Here is a 21,198-nt window from a genome sequence, read left to right as displayed (position 1 = left end):
CGTGGCATCCCTTAAGGTCAACCGCGGGCGTACGCTCGCCCGTAGCCAGGCCCTTCAGATCTTGTTCCAGGCGGAGGTCCGCGGCGAGTCCGTGGCCGACGTTCTTGCCGGCGATTTCACGCTTTCCAAGGGCCCGCTGGCAGATTACGCGGTAGAGATCGCGCGCGGCGTGGACGCCAATCGCGAGCGCATCGATTCCGCGCTGCGCGCCGTCTCCGCCAATTGGAGCCTCGAGCGCATGCCCGGTGCCGACCGCAACTTGCTGCGCGCCGCCGTGTACGAGCTGTACTTCCAGGTGGCCGATACCCTCGATGCCGCCGTCGTCATCAATGAGGCCGTCGAGGTCGCCAAGGCGTACGGCACCGACGACTCCGCCGGCTTTGTGAACGGCGTGCTCGGCCGCATCGTCCGTGAGCGCCATCTGCCGAGCCTCCAGCACGTTGCGTGCACCGTCACGGCAGATGACTGCGAGGCTGCCTGCATTTCCGCCCTGTGGTTCGAGATCGATCCCAAGCGGCTCGAGGCGGAACGCGAAGCCGCCCGCGCCGCCGAGGAGGCCCGCGCGCGCTTCGAGGCAGCCGAGTATGGCTTTGAGACCGAGGACCTCGACGATATGTTCCTCGACCCGTTCGATTCCTCCGACGGGGAGTAGGACATGGCCGAGGGCACTTTCGACGACATCACGGAGCGTCTGGACCAGATCATCGCTCAAGTTCGTTCCAAGGACACCTCGCTCGAGCGCAGCCTCGATTTGTTCGATGAGGCGATCGAGCTTGGCTCGCGCGCCGTGGATATGGTCGACTCGTTCGAGCTGTCGCCTCGCGAGGTCGACATGCTCGATGAGCGGGAGTCGCGTGACGGCTCCGAGGACTCGGCAGATTCGGCGGTCAAGGACGCGCGTACACCCGAAGCAACCGCGTCTTCGGATGGGCCCTCCGGCGCGGATTCGAGCGCCGAGGACGCGTAAGAAGGGCACATCGTGGCACGTGTTCGTCTAGATGATGAATTGATTTCCCAGGGCATCTGCGAGAACCGCGCAGATGCCCTGCGCACGTTGATGGCGGGTCTCGTCTCTTCGGGTGGCGAGCGCCTGAGCTCTCCCGGGATGATGGTCAAGCCCGGCACGCCCTTGCATGTCAAGGGGCGCATTCCCTATGTGGGCCGCGGGGGCCTCAAGCTGGCCGGTGCCCTCGACGCGTTCGAGGTCGACCCCTCGGGCCTGTCCTGCCTCGATGTGGGATGTTCGACGGGTGGTTTTACCGACTGCCTGCTTAAGCGCGGCGCTGCGCACGTGGTCTCCGTCGATGTGGGCCGTGCCCAGTTCGACTGGTCCTTGCGCAACGACGCCCGCGTGACCCTGCTCGAGCGCACGAACATCGTCGATGTACCCGCGCTCGGTCATGCGGGGGCCTTCGACCTAGCCGTGTGCGATGTCTCCTTCACCAGCATTCGCACCATCTTACCTGCGGTGCTCGAGCTTATCTCGGCCGACGGCGCCTTCCTCACGCTCGTCAAGCCGCAGTTCGAGGCGGCGCCAGACGAGGTGGGGGAAGGCGGTATCGTGCGCGACCCCACGGTGCACGCGCGCGTGTTGGAGCAAACGGTGCGCCTGCTCGCCCAAAGCGGCCTCGCCCCGCTCGACGTGTGCGCCTCGCCCATCAAGGGGGCGAAGGGCAATCGTGAGTTCTTCCTGCTGGGCGCTCGGGGCGCCCGCGACGTCCAAGGTCTGTGTTCCAACGCACGCGCCCTCGATGAGCGCATCGCGTTGCTCGTGAGTAAGGCGGCCTCGCTATGATGGTCTTTCTCGTCCCCAATTACTACAAGCAGGAGGCCGTTGAGAGCGGTCTTGCCTTGGAGCTCTGGCTCACGCGTCAGGGCTTCGAGGTCGAGTGGGCCCCCGACCAGCGCTCCGGCATCGAGTTGACGCCCGACCTTGAAGACTGTGGGCTGGTGATCTCACTCGGCGGTGACGGTACGCTGCTGCGCGCCGCACGCATCGTGGGATACCGCGAGATCCCCATTCTCGGCCTTTCCTATGGCCATTTGGGCTTTCTTACGGCGGCCAGGCCCGAGGATCGCAACGTCCTCACCGTAGTGGGTGATGCCCTTGCAGGTGAGCTGCACGTGAGTCGTCGCGCAACGCTCGCCTGCGATATCGTGAGCGTTGATGAGTTCGGCGAGGAGCGCTCCTACACGAGCTTCGCCCTGAACGACTTGGCCCTTACGCGTGGCCCGCTGTCCGATATGGTTGAATTCGATATCACGGTCTCGGGCCATCATATCGACCGTCTACGTGGCGACGGCGTGGTGGTGTCCACGGCCACCGGCTCGACGGGCTATGCGCTTTCCGCAGGAGGCCCCATCGTCAGCCCCGATTACGCGGGCATGGTCTGCGTGCCTATCGCGGCGCACACTATTCAGGCGCGCGCCTTCCTCACCTCGCCCTCCGATGTGATCGAACTCAAGATGTCCAAGGACCGCCCCTCGGTGCCCGCCATCGCCGTCGACGGCCAGTTCCTCACCTGCGAGGGCGAGGTCGACCGTGTGGAGGTTCGTCGGGGTGACGCCGATGTTCTGCTGCTCGATTATGGTCCGCAGAGCTTTTACCGCTCGGTGAGCCGTGTGTTCTACGGAGTGCGTCATGATCGATGAGATCCATGTCGATAATGTGGCCTTGATCCGCGAGGCGGACCTCGTACCGGGCGCGGGCCTCACCGTGCTCACGGGTGAGACCGGAGCGGGAAAAACCGCGTTGCTCTCCGCACTCAAGTTGCTCATGGGGGAGCGTGCCGACTCCTCCGCGGTTCGAGAGGGGAGCGAAGGCGCGCTGGTGGAGGGCCGTCTGTTTGCGGGCCCACATGACGAGGAGGGCTTCGTGGTGACGCGCCGCCTGGGTGCCGACGGTCGCTCTCGCGCGCGCATCGACGGCGGCTTGGCCAGCGTGCGTGAGCTTTCCGAGCGCGTGAGCCCTCTGATTGACCTTTGCGGCCAGCACGAGCATCAACGCCTGCTCGATCCCGCCTCCCATGTGGGTATGGTAGACGCATGGGCGGGCACCGGCGTTGCCGACGCGCTCAAGGCGTATCGCGAAGCGCTTGCGCGCGCCGCCGAGGCGGCTCGTGAGCTTGCCCGTGTGGAAGAGGCAAGCCGCACGCAGGGAAGTCGACTTGAGGAAGCCCGTTTTGCCCTTGAGCGTATTGACGAAGTCGACCCCAAGCCCGGTGAGTACGAGGAGCTTGAGGAGCGTCTGCCCCGAGCGGAGCATGCCGAGGCGCTTGCGAGCTGCGCCAACGACGCCTCTGAGGCCCTCTCGGGCGAAGGGGGAACACTTGATGCCCTCAACTCCGCCATTGCCGGCCTTTCGCGTATGGGTTCAGTCGATGCCAAGCTCGCCGATTTTACCGAGGAGCTCACGAGTGCCGCGATTATCATCGAGGACGCCGCCTCCGACCTACGGCGCTATCGTGACTCCGTGGATTACGACCCCGCCGAGCTCGCGGCGGCACAGGAGCGTTTCTCGGCCTTCAAGGGACTGCTGCGCCAATGGGGTCCGCGCATGGAGGACGTGTTCGCGCGTCGTGCCGAGGCTGCCGAGCTGCTGAGCCTCGTCGATGACGCCGAGGCCCGCGTCCGTCGTGCCCGCGAGGCGCTTGAGGCTGCCGAGGCCGTTCTCGATGAGGCGGCCCGCGCGCTTACCAAGCGCCGTAATGCCGCGGCTCCGCGGTTTTGCCGCGAGGTGGGCAAGCAGATGGCACGACTGGAGATGGGGCGTGCCGAGTTGGTGTGGGAGAGCCGCGAGCTCCCGCGCGAACGCTGGACCGCCCAGGGGCCCTGCGCTTGCGAGCTGCTGTACCGCAGTGGCGCCGGCCTTACGCCGCGTCCCCTGCGCCGTATCGCGAGTGGCGGCGAGCTCTCGCGCGTGATGCTCGCCGCAAAAGTGGTGCTTGGTGAAGCCGACGCCGTCGATACGCTCGTATTCGACGAGGTCGACGCCGGCGTTGGCGGTGCCACGGCGCGTTCGCTCGCCCAGGTGCTCGCCGACCTTGCCCGCACGCACCAGGTGATCGTGGTTACGCACCTCGCGCAAGTCGCGGTGCAGGGCTCCGTCCACTACGTGGTCCGTCGCGATGATTCCGAGGACGTCCCCGAGACGCGTCTGCTGCGCGTTGAGGGTCCCGAGCGGATCGCCGAAGTCGCCCGCCTCCTTTCGGGCGACGCCACCGAGGAATCTCTCGCCCACGCCAAGCAAATGCTCGCTGAGGCAGGACAACTGTAGACGCTCGCCCATCGAGAGCATATAAGATTCGGCGCTCGGTCAAGTCCTGCTCGCGACGAGGCCCCACAGGCGCCTTCCGCTCGTGCGGAATCTACGTCGAACCTTATATGTTCTCGCTGGGCTACGTTGAGCTTACGTTTACGGGCGACTTTCAGGCGGAATCTCGTTCTGAATGCGCGGCCGTCGAGCCTTGGGGCTGGGTCGGGTGCGTGTTTGCCGTAGATTCCGCACGCAAAGAAGAGCCCAGTGGGCTCTTCGTCTTGCGCAGGACTTGACCGAGCGGCAAACACGCACCCGACCCAGCCAATTTCAGGTAAGATGGTCTGCATGAATACTTTTGACACTTCCCACATCCGCAACTTCTCGATCGTTGCGCACATCGACCACGGCAAGTCGACGATCTCCGACCGCATCCTCGAGCTCACCCGCACGGTGGAGGAGCGCGACATGGAGTCGCAGCTGCTCGACACCATGGACATCGAGCGCGAGCGCGGTATCACCATCAAGTCGAATGCCGTCCGTGTGATGTACGACGCCGATGACGGCGAGACCTACCAGTTCAACCTCATCGACACGCCCGGTCACGTCGACTTCACCTATGAGGTCTCCCGCAGCCTCGCGGCATGCGAGGGCGCCGTTCTCGTGGTCGACGCCACCCAGGGCGTCGAGGCACAGACGGTCTCCAATGCGAGCCTCGCGATGAACGCCGACCTCGACATCGTACCGGCCATCAACAAGATTGACCTGCCCTCCGCGCATCCCGAGGAGGTCAAGGTCGAGATCGAGGACGAGCTTGCCATCCCCGCCGACGACGCCGTGTGCGTCTCTGGAAAGACGGGCGAGGGCATCCACGACCTGCTCGAGGCTATCGTCTTTCTCGTGAGCCCGCCCACGGGCAGCGCGGACAAGCCACTCAAGGCCCTCATCCTCGACTCGTACTTCGACGAATACCGCGGCGTGGTCGCCACGGTTCGCATTTTCGACGGACACGTCAAGAAGGGTGACCACCTGCTCATGATGCAGGGCGGCGAGGAGTTCCTCGTAGACGGCGTGGGTGTGCGCCGTCCGGCTGAGTTCGCCGTCGATGCGCTCGGCGTAGGCGAAGTCGGCTTTGTGGTCACGGGTCTTAAGGATCCCGAGGCCGTGCACGTGGGCGACACCCTCACCCTTGTGAATAACCCCTGCGACGCGCCGCTTGCCGGCTATCGCGAGGCCAAGCCCATGGTCTACACGGGCCTGTTCCCCATCGACAACAAGGACTACGAGAACCTGCGTGACGCGCTTGAGAAGCTGCACGTCAACGATCCGTCACTCATCTGGGAGCCCGAGACCTCGGCGGCGCTCGGCTTCGGCTTCCGCGTGGGCTTCCTCGGCCTGCTGCACATGGAGGTTGTGAAGGAGCGCTTGGAGCGCGAGTTCGACCTGGCGCTCATCGCCACGAGCCCCTCCGTGGACTACCACGTCTACAAGACCGACGGCGAGATGCTCGAGGTCCGCAGCCCGCAGGACCTGCCCGACGTCACGCGCATCGACCACATCGAGGAGCCCTACCTCAAGGCCAAGATCATCACTCCGCCCGAGTACACCGGCGCGGTCATGCAGCTCGCCATCGAACACCGTGGCATCACCACCGACATGATCCACCTGTCGCAGAAGTCCGTGGAGATGCACTTCGATATCCCGCTCGCCGAGCTCATCCTCGACTTCTTCGACCAGCTCAAGAGTCGCACCAAGGGCTACGCCTCGCTCGACTACGAGTTCTCCGACTATCGCGTGAGCGAACTCGTCAAACTCGACATCCTGCTGTCCGGCGACGAGGTGGACGCCCTGTCGTTCATCGTCCACAAGGACAAGGCCTACGGTTTGGCGCGAGGGCTTTGCGACAAGCTCAAGGAGATCATCCCCCGGCAGCTGTTCGAGGTGCCCATCCAGGGCGCCATTGGCAACAAGATCATCGCCCGCTCCACCGTCAAGGCGCGCCGCAAGGACGTGCTCGCCAAGTGCTACGGCGGCGACATCTCGCGCAAGCGCAAGCTGCTCGAGAAGCAAAAAGAGGGCAAGAAGCGCATGAAGGCTATCGGCAGCGTGGAAGTGCCGCAGGAGGCGTTCCTCGCCATCTTGAAGGTCGAAGACTAATCTGGCTTCCTCAGGCACCCCACCTTCGGGTTCAATCGTCGGGCGCCGCACGTCAGGCGTGCGCCCTCCTCTTTCACCCGAATCTGGGGCACCTGAGAAACCCAGATCGAGTTGATAGGCTTATCGTCGATTTGAGGGGTTTACTTGATCGACCTACGTGAACAATTCAGGCGTCAGCCGTTTTTGATGGCGCCCATGGCGGGGGTCACGGACGCGGCGTACCGTATTATGTGCCGCCGTCGCGGAGCCGAGATGGCGTACACCGAGATGGTGAGCGTTGCGGGTCTTTCGTACAAAAGCGCCAAAACGTGGGTGCTCGTGGAGCCAGAGCCCGAGGAGCCGCAGATCTGCGTGCAGCTGTTCGGCACCAAGCCGGAGCAGTTCGCCTTCGCCGTCGACGCCGTGCAGGAGCGAGTGGGGGAGAAGCTCAGTCTCATCGACATCAACATGGCGTGCCCGGCGCGCAAGGTCATCACCAAGGGCGAGGGATCCGCGCTCATGAAGGAGCCCGAGCTTGCCGCGTCGCTGGTGGAGGCGTGCGTGCGCGAGGCGCGCGTGCCCGTCACCGTCAAGATCCGCCGCGGTTTCGCGGCGGGGGAGAACACGGCCGCCGAGTTTGCAGCGCGCATGGAGCAGGCGGGCGCCGCGGCGGTGGCGGTTCACGGGCGCACCGCCAATCAGCTCTACACTGGCGAGGCCGATTGGTCCACCATCGACGAGGTCGCCGCGCGCGTGGACGTACCGGTGATCGGCTCCGGCGATGTGTTTTCGGCCGAGGATGCGGCGCGCATGCTCAACGACACTGCCGCAGACGCAGTGTTCATCGCGCGCGGTATATACGGAAACCCTTGGATCTTCGGCGACGCCCGTGCGTTCGCGCTCGATGGCGTTCCCGTGCCGGAGCGCATCGCGCTCGAGCGCATTGACGCCCTGCGTGAGCACCTCACGCTGTTGCACGCCACGCAGCCCTACATGGCGCGCGCCCGTGCCTTTGCGGGTTGGTACCTCAAGGGGCTGCCGCACGCCGCCGCTTGGCGCGGCAAGGTCGTGCGGTGCACCAGCTACGAAGAGTTCATGTCGATGCTCGACGAGGTCGAGGCTGACGTCGTCGCCTTCGAGGCTGCCCCCGCCGACGCCGCTTGCGGGGCAGATGTCGTTTTCGGTGCAGGAGCCGCCCCCGCCGCCCCAAGCGTCTTCGGGGCATCCGCTCCCGCCGCTCCGGGCGCCTGCAGGTCAGCCGTTCCCGCTGCCGGCGGCGTCGCCGACGCGGGACCGTCGTCGCCGGAGCGCGTGTAGCCATGCGCTTCGAGGCTCTGTACCTGCATATACCCTTCTGCAAATCCAAATGCGCGTACTGCGATTTCGACTCGCGCGCGATGGGCGAGGGGTGCGCGCTGGATGAGGCCGTGGCCACCTACTGCGACGCTCTTGCCGCGCAGATCGACGCCCATGGCAGGGCGGGGGATCTGGCGGAGGTCCAAACGGTGTACATCGGGGGCGGAACGCCCTCGCTGTTGGGGGTCCGCCTGGTTGAACTCGTCCGGCGTGTACTCGGCTACTGTGATCCGGTCGAGTTCACCTGCGAGGCGAATCCCGAGTCGTTTACGGCCGAGCTTGCGCGCTCGTTGCGCGCCGCGGGCGTGACAAGGGTTTCCCTTGGCGTGCAGTCTTTGCAGGCGGATGAGCTTCGCGTGATCGGGCGCATCCATTCGGTCGAACAAGCTTTGGAGGCCGTTGCTCTGGCAAAGGGGGCTGGATTTTCCACCTCCTGCGACCTGATGTGTGGGTTGCCCGGTCAGACGTTCGACGCATGGAGGGACACGCTTAAGAGGGTCCTCTTGGCGGATCCCGACCATGTTTCGGTGTATCCGTTGCAGCTTGAGGAAGGCACGCCTCTGGAGCGTCTCGAGGCGGCGGGGAAAATCGAGGTGCCCGATGAGGATTTCCAGGCCCAATGTATGGACATCGCGGCGGAGCTTTTGCATGCGCATAGTTACGAGCGCTACGAGGTGGCGAGCTATGCCAAGCCCGGGCACCGCTGCCAGCACAACATCGCCTACTGGACCGGCGTGCCTTATTTGGGTATCGGCCGCTCCGCCGCAAGCATGTGCGCTGCAACGGGCGACGTCAGCTTGTTGCTGGAAAACACGTTCGACGGAACGCCAGATAGTGAGTCTGACGGCACGTCCGATGGCGCTGCCGGCAGATCGTCTGCCAATTCGTCCACGGCCCGCATTCGCTTCACGCAGCTCGACGACGCGGGTGAGGAATTCGACCACGAGTTCCTTACGCCCCGCGAAGCCATGGCCGAGGACCTCATGCTCGCGTGCCGCATGACCGACGGTATCGGCCCGGAGCTGCTCGCGCGTGCGATACGGGTCGTTCCGGCGAATGAGCTCTCCGCTGCCTGTGATCGCGCTGTTGAACGGAAGCTCGCCGCGTGGGACAACGGAACGCTCAAGCCCACGCACCTCGGCTGGCTCGGCGGCAACAAGCTCTTCGGCATCTTCTGGGATTTGGCGGCTGATGCGTAACGCTGTGTGCACGGCCTGAACGCGCGCCGAGTGCCGGGCCCCCGCATCTCAGCCCTCGGCCGCCGTTCTTCGCCCTCGCAATGTGAGAAATCCACGGTTTGAAATAAGCCCATTCATTCAAACCGTTGATAAATCACATTACCACCTACTTTTTTGTGAGAAATCAGGTGTTTGAAACGGCCGGCTTGTTTCAAACCCCTGATTTCTCACATCGCCAATGCCAAGCGTCGTCGTTGCCCCGGTGCCTTTCGTCGCCGTTACGGGCAGCCCTCGTCGCCATTGCGGGCACGCTTCTCCGCTAGCGACACCGCCTTTTGCGAGGGACATCTTTTCGCCAACGCTTGCATCTTCCCACGTTATGCGCCATGCTGTCCAAAACGCTTGAGAGGAGGGGTATCATGCCCGGTAAACGCGAAGACGTGATCAGCTGGGACGAGTTCTTCATGCGTGCGGCCGTCGCCGCGAGCCTGCGCAGTAAGGATCCCAACACGCAGGTCGGCGCCTGTATTGCCGACACCAACCACCGCATCCTCTCGGTGGGCTACAATGGCACGCCCTCCGCCCTCAACGACGACGATTTCCCCTGGGGCACAGCGGACGACCCCCTGCATGACAAGCACAATTACGTGATTCATGCCGAGGCCAACGCGATCCTCAACTACCGTGGCTCCCTCAAGGACATGGCAGATGCCACCGTCTACGTCACGCTTTTCCCGTGTCACGAGTGCGCCAAGACCCTCGTGCAGGCGGGCATCGGCGAGGTCGTCTACCTCGACGACAAGTACTGCGGCACCGAGGACAACCTCATTTCCAAGAACATCCTCGACCGCTGCGGCATTGCCTATCGCCAGGTCCAGTTGAGCGATCAGCCTGCTGAATAGGCTCTTGGACAGGTGACTACACTGCCGCTAGGTACGGGTTCCGGTCGAGCGACCGATTGCATCGCCGCTTGTAAAAGCGGTGGACACGTTTTGTACGTGGATGTGTAAAACGCACCCGCCCCGCTTATCGCACGCGGGGTCGGGATATAATGTCTCCCACTGAATGTAACCCATGAACAGGGGAGTCTTTGCCATATGGCAGGAATGAACGATAAAGACTACTACGCCATTCTGGGCGTTGATAAAGACGCCTCCGCCAAGGACATCCAAAAGGCCTTCCAGCAAAAGGCCCGCAAGCTCCATCCCGATGTGAACAAGGAGCCCGATGCCGAGGAGCGCTTCAAAGAGGTCTCCGAGGCATACGCCGTTCTCTCCGATGAACAAAAGCGCGCCCGCTACGACGCCATGCGCTCGGGCAGCCCCTTTGTCTCGGCCGGCTCGCCGTCCGCGGGGGGCTATCCCGGAGGGTACCCTGGCGGATACCAAGGCGGCTACACCGGCTTTGGCGGTTTTGGCTTCCCGTTCGGCGGCATGGGCGGTTTTGGTACGCAGCGCCGCCGCGGCGCGTCCGCCTATAACCCTTCTACCGGTGCCGACGTTATCGTCGAGGTCAAGCTCTCGCGCGACCAGGCAAAGGACGGTGCCAAGGTGGCCGTCAAGTATCCGCGCTATGAGCCCTGCGACAATTGCCACGGCTCGGGCTCCGTGGCATCCGAGCATCACCGCGCCTGTCCCACCTGCGGAGGCACCGGCGCCATTGCCGTCGATTTGGGCATGTTCGGCATGGGTCAGGCCCGCATGGTCTGCCCCGAGTGCGGCGGTTCCGGCAAAGTCGTGGCCGACCCCTGCCCCGTGTGCGGGGGAGAGGGCCGTACGCGCGTTCAAGCCGAGGCCGTGGTCGAGTTCCCGGCGGGCACGCATGACGGCGACGTCGTTCGCATAAAGGCCCGCGGCAACGCTGGAACCAACGGTGGGGAGACGGGCGACCTTGTGGGCCGCGCCCATGTGGCTGCCGAGCGCCTCGAGGGTCGCGCGCAGAGCGGCTTTTACATGCTCGGCCTGGTCTTGCCGTTCCTGGTGCTTTCGGCGTTTTCCGGCACGTTTTCCATGTTCCTCATGCTGTGCCTGTTACCGCTCGTCATGGGCATCTTCATGATCGTCTCCGATGACGTGTTGCATCGCAGCGGGCTGTGGTGGAAGCGAGGTTTGCAGGTGCTTGCGAACGGCGCGGCCAACGGGCTGGTGTTCGCCATGATTGCCGTTTGGTTTTCCAGCTGCACGCAGGCGGTGTTCCTCGCGCCGTATCGGTTCATGTAGGCAGGGCTAAAGTCCGAGCGGAACGTCCGCACATGGCACGCGCTGTTCGCTTCTCCCGTCTTGCGGAGCGGGGTGTGTCGATGCCTTGGGGTGTCTGTGCATCGCGCGTGTGGATGGGCGGAACTATGGGTAAAACGAAAGACGCCCGCGGCGTGCGCGCGGCGGGCGCATAAGGTTGATCATTCATTGGGGGAGGGTCCACAAGGTGGCGGACAAAAGGGATTACTACGAGGTGCTGGGCGTCGAGCACGATGCCACGGCCGACCAGATCAAGCGCGCGTTCCGAAAGAAGGCGGTCAAGCTTCATCCCGACCACAACGACGCCCCCGACGCCAACGAGCAGTTCGCCGAGCTGAACGAGGCATACTCGGTGCTTTCCGATGACCAGAAGCGCGCCATGTACGATCGCTACGGCACCGTCGACGGCATGCCCGGCGGGTCCGGCTACGTCGACTTCTCCGACATCTTCGGCGGCATGGGCGTCGATGATATCTTCTCGTCGATTTTCGGCGGCGGAGGATCGGGCGGCGGCAGTCCGCGCGACCGTGCCCGCCGCAGGGCCGGGCGCGATATGGCCATCTCGCTCACGGTCTCGCTTGAAGAGGCGGCGATCGGTTGCAAGAAGACCATCTCGTTCGATCGCTTGGCGCCGTGCGGGCATTGTCACGGTTCAGGTCGTGGAGAGGGTGGCCAGGAGAAGACCTGTCCGCGCTGCAACGGCTCCGGCTATGTGACCACCGTCCAGCGCTCCATCTTCGGCCAGATGCAGTCGAGCGCCCCGTGTCCGGATTGCGGTGGCGAGGGCACCATCGTCGACAAGCCGTGTGAGCACTGCCACGGCGAGGGTCGTTCTCGTACGCACGAGCGCCTGGATGTCGAGGTCCCGGCCGGTGTTGCGACGGGCCGCCAGCTGAGGTTGCGTGGCTATGGCGAGGCCGGCTACCGAGGTGCCGCATCCGGCGACCTCATCGTGACCATCCAGGTCGAGGACAACGAGCGCTTTGAGCGCCATGGTGACGACCTCCTCTCTGAGGTTCACATCGGCATCGCCGAGGCAGCACTCGGCTGCCTGGTTGAGGTCAAGGGCATCATGCCCGACGAGGAATTCGATCTTGAGGTCCCCGCCGGCACGCAGTACGGCTCCCTCATCACCGTCGACGGGCATGGCATGCCGCGCTTGGGCGGCGGCGGTTCGCGCGGTCGCTTCGTGGCTCGCATCGTCATCGACGTCCCCACGCACCTCTCCGCCGACGCGCGCGAGGCACTCGAGCGCTATGCCGCGGCTTCGGGTGAGCATGCTGCCGGCACCGCCAAGAAGCGCTCGGTGGGCGATCGCATCCGTGACGCCATCGACGATATCCTCGACTAGAACGGACCCGTATGACGCGCCCCTTCGCCAGCGTGGTTAACCTGGGATGCCGGGTAAACCGCGTCGAATCCGACCGCATCACCTCCGACCTTGCCTCTGCGGGCTTCGCGCTCGTGGACCAGCAAGATGCGGACCTCATCGTCATCAACACCTGTGCCGTCACCGGTGAGGCCGAGTCAAAGACCCGTAAGGCAGTGCGGCATGCACTCGGTCTGCCCAACGAGCCCATCGTTATCGTGACTGGCTGCGTGGTCAACCTTCATCCCGGTGAGCTTACGGAGCTGTCGCCGCGCGTAATCGCCGAACCCTCCAAGATCGACGTCGCCCGCACGGCCGCTCGAGCCGCAGGGCTCTCCTTGCGTACCGACGCGTCGGCAGGCGAACACCACGACCTAGGTGACCTTCTGGGCCGCTCGCGCCTGGGCATCAAGGTCCAGGACGGCTGCAACAACCGTTGCTCCTACTGTATCGTGTGGAAGGCACGTGGTCCCGAGCGCTCTGTTCCCGTCGAGGCGGTCCTGCGCCAAGTGCGCGAAGCCGAACGCGCCGACATTCCCGAGGTCGTGCTCACGGGTGTCAACCTGGGGGCATATGACGGCGCGGATGCCGAGGACTCTCATGTGGAGATCGACGAGCTGCTGCGCATCATCCTGCACGAGACGGACATCCCCCAGGTTCGCCTGTCCTCGCTCGAGCCCATGGACGTCGACGAGCGCCTTATAGACGCCATGGTGGCCGGCGGCGAGCGTGTCGCCCCGTTTTTGCATCTACCGCTCCAGTCTGGTTGCACCGCTACCCTGGAGCGCATGAATCGCCCCTACACGGCAGAGCAATACGAGGCTACGGTCGCCATGATCCGCGGCAAACTGCCCGCCGCCTCTATTTCCTGTGACATCATCGCGGGCTTCCCTGGGGAGACCGAGGAAGAGTTTGCTCAGAGCCGCGCCCTGTGCGAGCGCGTGGGCTTTAGCCGCATGCACGTATTCCGCTATAGCGCGCGACCCGGTACCCCCGCCGCGGAGGCGCCCGATCAGGTGGCGCCCGAGGTCATGGCGGCCCGCGCCTCTGAGCTTCGTGCGGTTGCCGAGCGGTGCGCTCAGGCGGATGCGGCCTTACGCGTGGGCACGTGCGAGAACGCCGTCTTGGAGTATGGTAACCGCGGTACCCTGGGCAGCTTCCATCGCGTGATCGTGGACGATGTGCCCCTCGACCGCGCCGGCTCCCTTGTTCGCGTGCGGGTCGACGCCATGGATGATCGCGGTATCCTCCATGCCCATGTCCTGCGCGGGAACGACGACCAGTCGGTAGCCCCCAACGCCTCTGATGGGTCTGCCGAAGGGGAGGGGCGGCGATGAGTGGCTCCGCTACCAGTACGGCGAAAGTGCGGCTTTCCATCCCCGCGGGGGTTGACCCCACGCGCGTGACCGGCCCGGCCGACGCGCTTCTGCGTGCCGCCGAGCGCCGGTGCGAGGCCAGCGTCACCGTGCGGGGGAACGCCGTCTCGTTGAGTGGCGCGCCCGGCGAAGTCGACCTGCTCACGCGCCTGTTCACCCACATCATGCAAGTTGCCACTACCGGCGTTACCCTCACGGCGGACGATGTGGATCGCGCCATCGACGGCCTGCGCGCCGAGGACGTGCGCTCCTCCGGCCCGCGCGATGACGTGCTGCTCAGCTACCGCGGCAAGGTCATTCGGCCCAAGACCCCTGGCCAGCAACGCTATATCGACGCCATTCGCGAGCACACCGTCACCTTTTGCACGGGTCCCGCGGGTACGGGCAAGACGTATCTTGCCATGGCCATGGCGGTGGCAGCTCTGCAGCGCCGCGACGTGGGGCGCATCGTACTCACGCGTCCCGTGGTCGAGGCGGGGGAGAGTCTGGGCTTTTTGCCCGGCACCCTGGAGGAGAAAGTCGATCCTTACGTTCGCCCCCTCTACGACGCGCTGTTCGACATGATGGACGCCGAGCGCGCGCATGAGCTCGTTGAGCGCGGCGTGGTCGAGATCGCGCCGCTCGCCTACATGCGCGGCCGCACCCTGAACGACGCGTTCGTGATCTTGGACGAGGCGCAAAACACCACGCCCGAGCAGATGAAGATGTTCCTCACGCGTCTGGGCTTTAACTCGACCTTCGTTATCACGGGCGATGCCACGCAGCGCGACCTACCTGGCAAGCGCGGCGGTCTCACCGATGCCCAGGAGATCCTGTGCAGCGTGGAGGGCATCGCGTTCGTGGAGCTCGCCCGCGCCGATGTGGTGCGTCACCGGCTTGTTGGTAAGATTGTGGAAGCGTACGAGGCGTTTGATGCCGAAGGCGTGCAATCTGGAAAGGAGGGGCGTCATGGCCGTTCTCATCAGTAACGACGCCGAGCTACCCACCCTCATTGCCGAGGAGGAGATTCGTGCCATTGCGGCACATGTCCTCGCCGCAGAAGGAGTGGAACGAGAGGTGGAGATCTCCCTTTCGTTTGTGGACGAGTCGGAGATGCGCGAGCTCAACCACGAGTGGCGTGGCATCGATCGAACCACCGATGTCCTCTCCTTTGAGTGCGACTCAGCTTTTGACGATGAGCTTCCTGCCGATGAACTCATCGAGCTTGGCGATGTCATCCTGGCGCCCGAGGTGATTGAGCGCCAAGCACCCGGGTTTGGCAACACGCCAGCCGACGAGTGCCGCCTCATGCTTGTGCACGGCCTTTTGCACCTGCTGGGCTATGACCATATCGAGGATGATGCGGCTGAGGTTATGGAGGCCCGCGAGGACGCGCTGTTGCGCGAGCTCGCCGTCATGCGGGGAGAGAACCCCGACGACGTCGAGGTCGGTCCCATCACTAACCACGCACACGATTAGGAGGCGCCATGATTCCCGGTTCCAACAAGGACCATCCGTCGTTTTTGCGCTCGTTTGGCTACGCCATTGAGGGCTTCATGACCGCCGTCAAGACAGAGCGCAACATCAAGGTCATGCTCGTGGCGGGTATCCTTACGGTCATCGCCGGTTTAGTGGCCAAGCTTCAGTTGATTAGCTGGGCGCTTATCGCGATCTGCATCGGCCTGGTGATCTTCGCCGAGCTGTGTAACACCGCCATGGAGGCCATCGTGGATCTGGCCACGCAGGAGCTGCACCCGCTTGCCAAGCGCGCCAAGGACATCGCCGCTGCGAGTGTCTACGTGCTGTCCATCACCGCCGCGATCGTGGGCATCCTCGTGTTCGCCCACGCCTTCGGCTTCCTCGGCCCCTGGCACTGACCGCCTTTCCAATTGGGGACGTAGTCCCTTTGTAAAACGCAGCCCTGTCAGCAGTCGCACCTTGTAGCTCACACCGAATGGTGCAGTTGGGGAATGGCGCAGTTGGGGTACGTCCCCAATTGCACCATTCGATCGCTGTGATTGTCCGCACCGTTCAAGTTCCAACGTATCTGTTGAGGAGTACCTATGTCCGATGTTATGACCGATTTCGACCCGTTTGCCGACCTCTCCGACGATGAGCTTGATGCCATGCTCGAGTCCGGTGAGATGCCTGACTTTTCCGGCACTGCTGGACCGGCACCCCTGTGCGCCGATGTGCCCGAGGGTTTCCGTTCCGGCTTCGTTGCCCTGGTGGGCCGTCCAAACGCTGGCAAGTCCACGCTGCTCAACGCCTGCTACGGCGAGAAGGTCGCCATCACCTCACCGGTGACGCAGACGACCCGCCGCCGCCTGCGTGCGGTGGTGAATCGCGAGGACTGCCAGCTCGTCATTGTGGACACGCCTGGTATCCACAAGCCCAAGGACGGCTTGGGCTCCGAGCTCAACAAGAGCGCCCTGGGAGAGCTTGCGGACGTTGACGTGATCGCGTTCGTGATCGACGCGAGCGCGCCCATCGGTCGTGGCGACGCATGGGTGGCCGAGCGCGTGGCTGCCGCCAAGGCACCCAAAGTGCTCGTTCTTACCAAGGCCGACCTCGCGAGCCCCGAGCAGATGCTCAAGCAGATCGAAGCCGCGCGCGAGCTCGTGAACTTTGACGACGAGATCGTCGTGTCTTCCACGGAAGGCTTCAACGTGGAGGCGTTCGTGGATGTGGTGGCGCGATTCCTTCCGCAAGGTCCGCGCTGGTTCCCCGAGGGCATGGGCACCGACGAGGCCGACGAGGTGTTGGTTGCCGAGTTCGTGCGCGAGAAGGTGCTGCTGCGCACGCGCGAGGAGATTCCGCATGCCGTCGGCGTGATCTGCGATGAATTCGAGCGTCCCAAGCGCGATCTGCTGCGCCTGCATGCCACCGTTTATGTGGAGCGCGAGGGTCAGAAGGGCATCCTCGTGGGCAAGGGCGGCGAGATGATCAAGCGTATCGGTATCGAGGCGCGCCGTGACTTGGAGCGCATGTTCGGCTGCCGCGTGTACCTGGGGCTGGACGTTAAGGTCAAGCCGCATTGGCGCGAGGACGCCCGCGAGATCCGCCGCTTTGGCTACGCCGCCGATGACGAGTAGCCACGTTTCTCACTCGTACAGACTGACGCCCGTGATCGTCCGGTGCCGGTGCATGTCATCGCTTGCGAGTTCCGCACGAGCAGAAGGCGCCTGTGGCGCCTTCGTCGCGAGCAGGACTGTTCGAGCAGGCGATGACATGTACCGGCACCCTCCACATGCGCTGCGGCTGGTCGTGAGCGGTCATGGCCGGTAGCCGCACGTATCGCACGAAGGCCATCGTGCTCGACAAGACCAAGCTCAAGGAGACGGACCTTATCCTTACGCTCGTCGACCAGACCGGTCGCCAGATCCGTGCGGTTGCCAAGGGCGCGCGCAAGCCGGGGAGCCGCTTGGCGGCTCGCTGCGAGCTGTGCTGCGAGGTCGACCTGCTGTTGGCGCATGGGCGCGGCCTCGACATCGTCTCGCAGGCGGAGCTCATCGCGGCGCCTTTGGGGTCGCAGCCCACGTACGAACTCCTTGCCGCCGCGAGCGCGGTGGCGGAGGTCGCGGAGCGGTGCACCTATGAGGATGCCGAAGATACGTTCGTGTACCCCATCACGCGCGCGGCGCTGGCGCAGCTGGCCCAGGCAGACCCCGTCCACCAGGACCTCCTGGTAGCTGCGTACGCCTTCAAGCTGTTAAGTCATGTGGGCTACCGACCCGATTATTCGTGCTGCGTCGCGTGCGATGACGAGCACCCCACGTACTTCTCGGCCCAGGCGGGCGGCTTGCTGTGCGCCAGTTGCGCGCAGGGCGTTCCCGGGTGCGAGCGGGTGGATGCCAACATGGCGCAGTGGCTCGAGGGTCTCATTGCCCTGCGTTTCACGGAGCTCGCCGCCTCAAACATCGACCCCCATACCGCGGCGCGGCTCCTCGGCTTGGCCCATATATGGGCCGCCACGCACCTGGATTGCCGCTTAAGGGCGCTCGAATTCTTATTGGGGCGTTAATAAACGGCAAAATCTGACGCATTTCTGTCAGATTTCTGCAGTTGTGTCCCACGTTATGCATTCCAGGAGACAAATCTACCCAGTTTGGTAATATATTCGACTGTTTGATGTGTCTACGTATCGTTGGGGATGGAGAGGTTGCTTAATGACGCTTCTCGAGCTGTTTGAATTATTGAAAAAGCATATGAAGCTGGTCGTGGGACTGCCCGTTGTCTGCGCGTTGCTTGTTGCCGCGTATTCATTTATTGGAATGCCCAACACGTATACGGCAACCACAAGCCTGTACGTTCTTACCAGCCAGGACCAGTCTTCGAGCAATCTCTCTTCGGATCTTTCGGCCTCCCAGATGGTGGCAAACGACGTCACCACGCTTTTGGAGTCCAACCGCGTCCAGAACGCGACCGCTGACGATCTGGGCCTCAAGAACTTGAGCGATTTTGAAATCTCCGTCTCCAGTGCCACCACGTCTCGCGTTATCGAACTGTCAGTGACCGGTACCGATCCTCAGCAGGTGGCCGAGGTCGCGAACGCCATCGCCGATAACGTCTCCGCCATCTCGCAGGACGTCATGAAGGTCCAAGCCGTTAACATCATCGACCAGGCGGTCGCGCCCCAGGCGCCGAGTGGTCCCAAGCGTCCTCTGTACGTTGCCGTTGCCTGCATGGGCGGCCTGTTTGCAGCCGTCGCGATCGTCGTTGTTGCCGATATGCTCAACATGAAGGTCCGTAGCGCCGAGGAAGTCGAGGAGCTTCTGGGCGTTCCGGTTATCGGACGCATTCCGCTTGTGAAGGGAGGCCGCTAATATGGCAAAGCAGCAGAAGGTCGGTGTCGACCAGATCCATATGCAGAACGCGATCAAGACGCTTGCGGCCAACATTCGCTTCGCCTCCGTTGACGATCCGATTCGCTCCATTGTGGTGACGTCGTCGGTTCCCAATGAGGGCAAGACCACGGTGGCCATCTCGCTTGCCGAGGCCATGGCCAGCTCGGGGAGTAAGGTGCTTTTGGTCGAGACCGACATGCGTCGCAGGTCCGTCGCGAACAGCTTGGGCGTGCACGCGCGTTCCGGTGTGTATGCCGTGTTGTGCGGTCAGGTCTCTCTTGCCGACGCCGTGGTGAGCACCGCTGCCCGCGGCATGTATTTCCTCGATTGCGAACCCCACATTCCCAATCCGGATGCCCTACTCGGTTCCAAGCGCTTCCGTAATTTAGCCGAGGCTGCGCTTTCCAGCTTCGACTACGTCATTTTTGACACGCCGCCGCTGTCCGCCTTCGTCGACGCCGCGATTCTCTCCACTGTTGCCGACGGCACGCTGTTGGTCGTTGGCCAGAATGTTGTGCGCCGCGATGAGCTTACCGCCTCGTTTGCGCAGCTTGAGAAGGCAGGCGCGAATGTCTTGGGTGCCGTCATGAACCTGTGCAAGAGCGAGAAGAGCGAGTATTACACCGAGTATTATTCTCGCGGCGGCGACGATGCTAACGCCCCGAGTGCTCCTACCTCCGCGCCCTCTGCCGCGCCGGCGCCTTCCAAGCCCAGCGCACGTCCTGCGTCGCGCTCCGCCGCCCGTCCTGCAGGATCCGCGCGCTCGGCGAATGCCGCTCCGGGCCTTAAGCCCCTGCCCAATACTCCCGGTGCGTCGGCGGGTAAGATCGCTCCCGACTCGACGGCGCAGTTTATCGCAAGCATGAGTGCGGGCGCCAAGAAGAACTAAGCGCCACAGCGAGTATCGACTACTCCGCCGTGCCACGAGCACGGCGGAGCTTTACTAAAGAAGTGAGGGGGCAGTCATGAGAGACATCCATTGCCATATACTTCCCGGCGTTGATGACGGCGCTCGTGATCTTGCCATGAGCCTTTCGATGCTCGAGGCTGCCAAGGCTGCTGGTGTGACGAGTATTGTCTGCACACCCCATTGCCGTGATCCTTATTTTGACTACGACGCTATGTGGGCGGCATTCCGCGAGCTGCAGGCTCATGCGGATGGCTTTCCCCTGCAGATGGGCTTTGAGGTGGCGCACCCTAAGCTCATGGAGCTGGGGGTGGAGCAGTGGGCGCCCTACCTGTGTTTTGACGGGGGCAACGAGTTTCTCCTTGAGCTTGACCCCCACGCTACTGAGCGCGATTTTGCCGACTACGAGCGGACCATCTTTGAGCTTCAAGGTCTCGGTTATTCGGTGATTATCGCCCACCCCGAGCGGTATCGAGCAATTCAAAAAGAACCTGACATTGCAGAGCGGCTTGTGCGAATGGGATGTCACTTGCAGGCCTCTTCCGACTTTCTTGCCGGGGGTCGCTTTGGTAAAGAGAAAAAGCCCGCTAAGAAGCTGTTTGACCGCAATTTGTATCGGTATATTGCAAGCGATGCGCATAGGCCCGAACACTATATGTATCTTGCTCGCGCAATCGACAAATATCCACGACGTGGGTCGCATATGAGGATCTAAACTGATACCCTATAAGAGAATTTGATTTGGCATGTTGCCCCGTTTGCACTTGAACACGGGTTCGAGCGCCAACGGGGCAGGAGGCCGGTAAAGCTTTCTGCGTACATATCTTGCTCCTAAGGGGATCGTGCCACGTGCAGAGCCCAGCGGTGCCAAGAGAGCGAATAAGACTTTCCCGCATGGCGTACGCCTATGGCGAAGCTATGCCGCGCGAAGAGGAGGAAGCCATGGCTGCAGTTTCATGGTATGTGATTCAAGTGCCTACGGGTGCCGAGCGCAAGCTGTGCAATCTGATTGAACACATGGCACCTGAGGGAGCAGTTGAAGAGTGTTTCTCTCCGCGGTACGCCACGCAGATGAAGCGTGCGGGGGAGTGGGTTGATGTTGAGAAGCCCCTGCTTCCAGGTTACGTAATCGTGGTGAGCAGTCGGCTTGATTTGGTTATACGCGCATTGCGCGAGATTCCCGAGTTCACCCTCCTCCTCAAGATGGGAGAGTCGTTCGTTCCCTTGGCCAGTGATGAGCGCGCATGGATCGAAGCCCTTACCAATAAGGGAAGTCGATGCGTGGACATGAGTGTGGGCGTAATGGATGGGGAGCACGTCGCCGTCCTCTCCGGCCCCCTCCGTGGGCACGAGGCGCGTATCACGAACGTAAACCGCCATAAGAACCTTGCCTTTGTGGAGCTCGAGATATGTGGACGAAGAGTCGCAACAAAGGTGGGACTGGGAATTGTCGGTCGAAGAGAAGACATACCAGCGTCAAAGGGTGACAGCCTCAGACGCTAGCCTTACAAACGTACCGGGGGGTGTTCCTATAGTTTTGTCAACTGGGAAATGCTCT

General features: G+C 63.2%; 21 protein-coding genes. All 21 read left to right on the top strand.

Going from position 1 to position 21,198, the window contains the following annotated elements; translation table 11 throughout:
* The first annotated feature begins 1 nt into the window (after window position 1).
* The 21 genes from nusB (at window position 2) to loaP (ending at window position 21,143) form a co-directional block, all read left to right on the top strand.
* A complete protein-coding gene (nusB, locus tag DWV48_RS04565; protein WP_118653659.1) occupies window positions 2-652 on the top strand; it encodes a transcription antitermination factor NusB in 651 nt (216 codons plus the stop codon).
* Window positions 653-655: 3 nt separating this feature from the next.
* Window positions 656-967 (top strand): exodeoxyribonuclease VII small subunit, encoded by a 312-nt coding sequence (locus DWV48_RS04560; RefSeq protein ID WP_118653658.1) that lies wholly within the window; start codon window positions 656-658, stop codon window positions 965-967.
* A 12-nt stretch (window positions 968-979) separates the two neighbouring features.
* Window positions 980-1,795: a TlyA family RNA methyltransferase gene (locus tag DWV48_RS04555; protein ID WP_118653657.1), complete on the top strand. Its 816-nt coding sequence runs from the start codon at window positions 980-982 to the stop codon at window positions 1,793-1,795.
* Window positions 1,792-2,652, top strand: a complete 861-nt coding sequence (locus tag DWV48_RS04550; RefSeq protein WP_118653656.1) for an NAD(+)/NADH kinase — start codon at window positions 1,792-1,794, stop codon at window positions 2,650-2,652. The genes DWV48_RS04555 and DWV48_RS04550 overlap by 4 nt, the downstream gene beginning before the upstream one ends.
* Window positions 2,642-4,276: a DNA repair protein RecN gene (gene recN, locus DWV48_RS04545; RefSeq protein ID WP_118653655.1), complete on the top strand. Its 1,635-nt coding sequence runs from the start codon at window positions 2,642-2,644 to the stop codon at window positions 4,274-4,276. The genes DWV48_RS04550 and recN overlap by 11 nt, the downstream gene beginning before the upstream one ends.
* A gap of 327 nt (window positions 4,277-4,603) precedes the next feature.
* Window positions 4,604-6,412, top strand: coding sequence for a translation elongation factor 4 (lepA, locus tag DWV48_RS04540; protein WP_118653654.1), 1,809 nt, complete (start codon window positions 4,604-4,606; stop codon window positions 6,410-6,412).
* Between the two features lie 144 nt (window positions 6,413-6,556).
* On the top strand, window positions 6,557-7,708 hold the full coding sequence (gene dusB / locus DWV48_RS04535; protein ID WP_233546147.1) for a tRNA dihydrouridine synthase DusB: 1,152 nt from the start codon (window positions 6,557-6,559) through the stop codon (window positions 7,706-7,708).
* A 2-nt stretch (window positions 7,709-7,710) separates the two neighbouring features.
* The gene (gene hemW / locus DWV48_RS04530; RefSeq protein WP_118653653.1) at window positions 7,711-8,946 is read left to right on the top strand and encodes a radical SAM family heme chaperone HemW; all 1,236 of its coding nucleotides are present in this window, start codon (window positions 7,711-7,713) and stop codon (window positions 8,944-8,946) included.
* Between the two features lie 398 nt (window positions 8,947-9,344).
* Window positions 9,345-9,827, top strand: coding sequence for a dCMP deaminase family protein (locus DWV48_RS04525; protein ID WP_118653652.1), 483 nt, complete (start codon window positions 9,345-9,347; stop codon window positions 9,825-9,827).
* Window positions 9,828-10,022: 195 nt separating this feature from the next.
* Window positions 10,023-11,144, top strand: a complete 1,122-nt coding sequence (locus tag DWV48_RS04520; RefSeq protein ID WP_199588899.1) for a DnaJ domain-containing protein — start codon at window positions 10,023-10,025, stop codon at window positions 11,142-11,144.
* Between the two features lie 205 nt (window positions 11,145-11,349).
* Window positions 11,350-12,513 (top strand): molecular chaperone DnaJ, encoded by a 1,164-nt coding sequence (gene dnaJ / locus DWV48_RS04515; protein ID WP_118653650.1) that lies wholly within the window; start codon window positions 11,350-11,352, stop codon window positions 12,511-12,513.
* A gap of 32 nt (window positions 12,514-12,545) precedes the next feature.
* Window positions 12,546-13,868 carry a MiaB/RimO family radical SAM methylthiotransferase gene (locus tag DWV48_RS04510; RefSeq protein WP_366465309.1) on the top strand — a complete coding sequence of 441 codons (1,323 nt, stop codon included), beginning with the start codon at window positions 12,546-12,548 and terminating at the stop codon, window positions 13,866-13,868.
* Window positions 13,865-14,875 carry a PhoH family protein gene (locus tag DWV48_RS04505; protein ID WP_118653648.1) on the top strand — a complete coding sequence of 337 codons (1,011 nt, stop codon included), beginning with the start codon at window positions 13,865-13,867 and terminating at the stop codon, window positions 14,873-14,875. The genes DWV48_RS04510 and DWV48_RS04505 overlap by 4 nt, the downstream gene beginning before the upstream one ends.
* Complete coding sequence (gene ybeY / locus DWV48_RS04500; RefSeq protein WP_118653647.1) at window positions 14,856-15,365, top strand: rRNA maturation RNase YbeY; 510 nt, start codon at window positions 14,856-14,858, stop codon at window positions 15,363-15,365. Before DWV48_RS04505 ends, ybeY begins: the two co-directional genes overlap by 20 nt.
* A gap of 8 nt (window positions 15,366-15,373) precedes the next feature.
* Window positions 15,374-15,763: a diacylglycerol kinase family protein gene (locus DWV48_RS04495; RefSeq protein WP_118653646.1), complete on the top strand. Its 390-nt coding sequence runs from the start codon at window positions 15,374-15,376 to the stop codon at window positions 15,761-15,763.
* A gap of 186 nt (window positions 15,764-15,949) precedes the next feature.
* On the top strand, window positions 15,950-16,981 hold the full coding sequence (gene era / locus DWV48_RS04490) for a GTPase Era (protein ID WP_118653645.1): 1,032 nt from the start codon (window positions 15,950-15,952) through the stop codon (window positions 16,979-16,981).
* Window positions 16,982-17,163: 182 nt separating this feature from the next.
* Window positions 17,164-17,910 carry a DNA repair protein RecO gene (gene recO / locus DWV48_RS04485; RefSeq protein WP_118653644.1) on the top strand — a complete coding sequence of 249 codons (747 nt, stop codon included), beginning with the start codon at window positions 17,164-17,166 and terminating at the stop codon, window positions 17,908-17,910.
* Window positions 17,911-18,055: 145 nt separating this feature from the next.
* Entirely contained in the window at window positions 18,056-18,712 is a 657-nt protein-coding gene (locus DWV48_RS04480) for a YveK family protein (RefSeq protein ID WP_118653643.1), read from the top strand.
* A 1-nt stretch (window position 18,713) separates the two neighbouring features.
* Window positions 18,714-19,622: a CpsD/CapB family tyrosine-protein kinase gene (locus DWV48_RS04475; RefSeq protein WP_118653642.1), complete on the top strand. Its 909-nt coding sequence runs from the start codon at window positions 18,714-18,716 to the stop codon at window positions 19,620-19,622.
* A gap of 76 nt (window positions 19,623-19,698) precedes the next feature.
* Window positions 19,699-20,355, top strand: a complete 657-nt coding sequence (locus DWV48_RS04470; RefSeq protein ID WP_118653641.1) for a tyrosine-protein phosphatase — start codon at window positions 19,699-19,701, stop codon at window positions 20,353-20,355.
* Window positions 20,356-20,534: 179 nt separating this feature from the next.
* Window positions 20,535-21,143 (top strand): antiterminator LoaP, encoded by a 609-nt coding sequence (gene loaP, locus DWV48_RS04465; protein WP_118653748.1) that lies wholly within the window; start codon window positions 20,535-20,537, stop codon window positions 21,141-21,143.
* Window positions 21,144-21,198: the final 55 nt, after the last annotated feature.

The sequence above is a fragment of the Collinsella sp. AF08-23 genome (assembly GCF_003479805.1).
GTDB lineage: Bacteria > Actinomycetota > Coriobacteriia > Coriobacteriales > Coriobacteriaceae > Collinsella.
Note: the sequence above shows the minus strand (reverse complement) of the source record. Positions and strands in the feature narration are given on the sequence as shown.

Excerpts from the sequence above, each read along its gene's own strand:
- DWV48_RS04560 (WP_118653658.1), top strand. The coding sequence starts at position 656 with ATGGCCGAGGGCACTTTCGACGACATCACGGAGCGTCTGGACCAGATC.
- DWV48_RS04550 (WP_118653656.1), top strand. The coding sequence starts at position 1,792 with ATGATGGTCTTTCTCGTCCCCAATTACTACAAGCAGGAGGCCGTTGAG.
- recN (WP_118653655.1), top strand. The coding sequence starts at position 2,642 with ATGATCGATGAGATCCATGTCGATAATGTGGCCTTGATCCGCGAGGCG.
- lepA (WP_118653654.1), top strand. The coding sequence starts at position 4,604 with ATGAATACTTTTGACACTTCCCACATCCGCAACTTCTCGATCGTTGCG.
- hemW (WP_118653653.1), top strand. The coding sequence starts at position 7,711 with ATGCGCTTCGAGGCTCTGTACCTGCATATACCCTTCTGCAAATCCAAA.
- DWV48_RS04525 (WP_118653652.1), top strand. The coding sequence starts at position 9,345 with ATGCCCGGTAAACGCGAAGACGTGATCAGCTGGGACGAGTTCTTCATG.
- DWV48_RS04520 (WP_199588899.1), top strand. The coding sequence starts at position 10,023 with ATGGCAGGAATGAACGATAAAGACTACTACGCCATTCTGGGCGTTGAT.
- DWV48_RS04505 (WP_118653648.1), top strand. The coding sequence starts at position 13,865 with ATGAGTGGCTCCGCTACCAGTACGGCGAAAGTGCGGCTTTCCATCCCC.
- ybeY (WP_118653647.1), top strand. The coding sequence starts at position 14,856 with ATGGCCGTTCTCATCAGTAACGACGCCGAGCTACCCACCCTCATTGCC.
- DWV48_RS04495 (WP_118653646.1), top strand. The coding sequence starts at position 15,374 with ATGATTCCCGGTTCCAACAAGGACCATCCGTCGTTTTTGCGCTCGTTT.
- era (WP_118653645.1), top strand. The coding sequence starts at position 15,950 with ATGTCCGATGTTATGACCGATTTCGACCCGTTTGCCGACCTCTCCGAC.
- recO (WP_118653644.1), top strand. The coding sequence starts at position 17,164 with ATGGCCGGTAGCCGCACGTATCGCACGAAGGCCATCGTGCTCGACAAG.
- DWV48_RS04480 (WP_118653643.1), top strand. The coding sequence starts at position 18,056 with ATGACGCTTCTCGAGCTGTTTGAATTATTGAAAAAGCATATGAAGCTG.
- DWV48_RS04475 (WP_118653642.1), top strand. The coding sequence starts at position 18,714 with ATGGCAAAGCAGCAGAAGGTCGGTGTCGACCAGATCCATATGCAGAAC.
- DWV48_RS04470 (WP_118653641.1), top strand. The coding sequence starts at position 19,699 with ATGAGAGACATCCATTGCCATATACTTCCCGGCGTTGATGACGGCGCT.
- loaP (WP_118653748.1), top strand. The coding sequence starts at position 20,535 with ATGGCGTACGCCTATGGCGAAGCTATGCCGCGCGAAGAGGAGGAAGCC.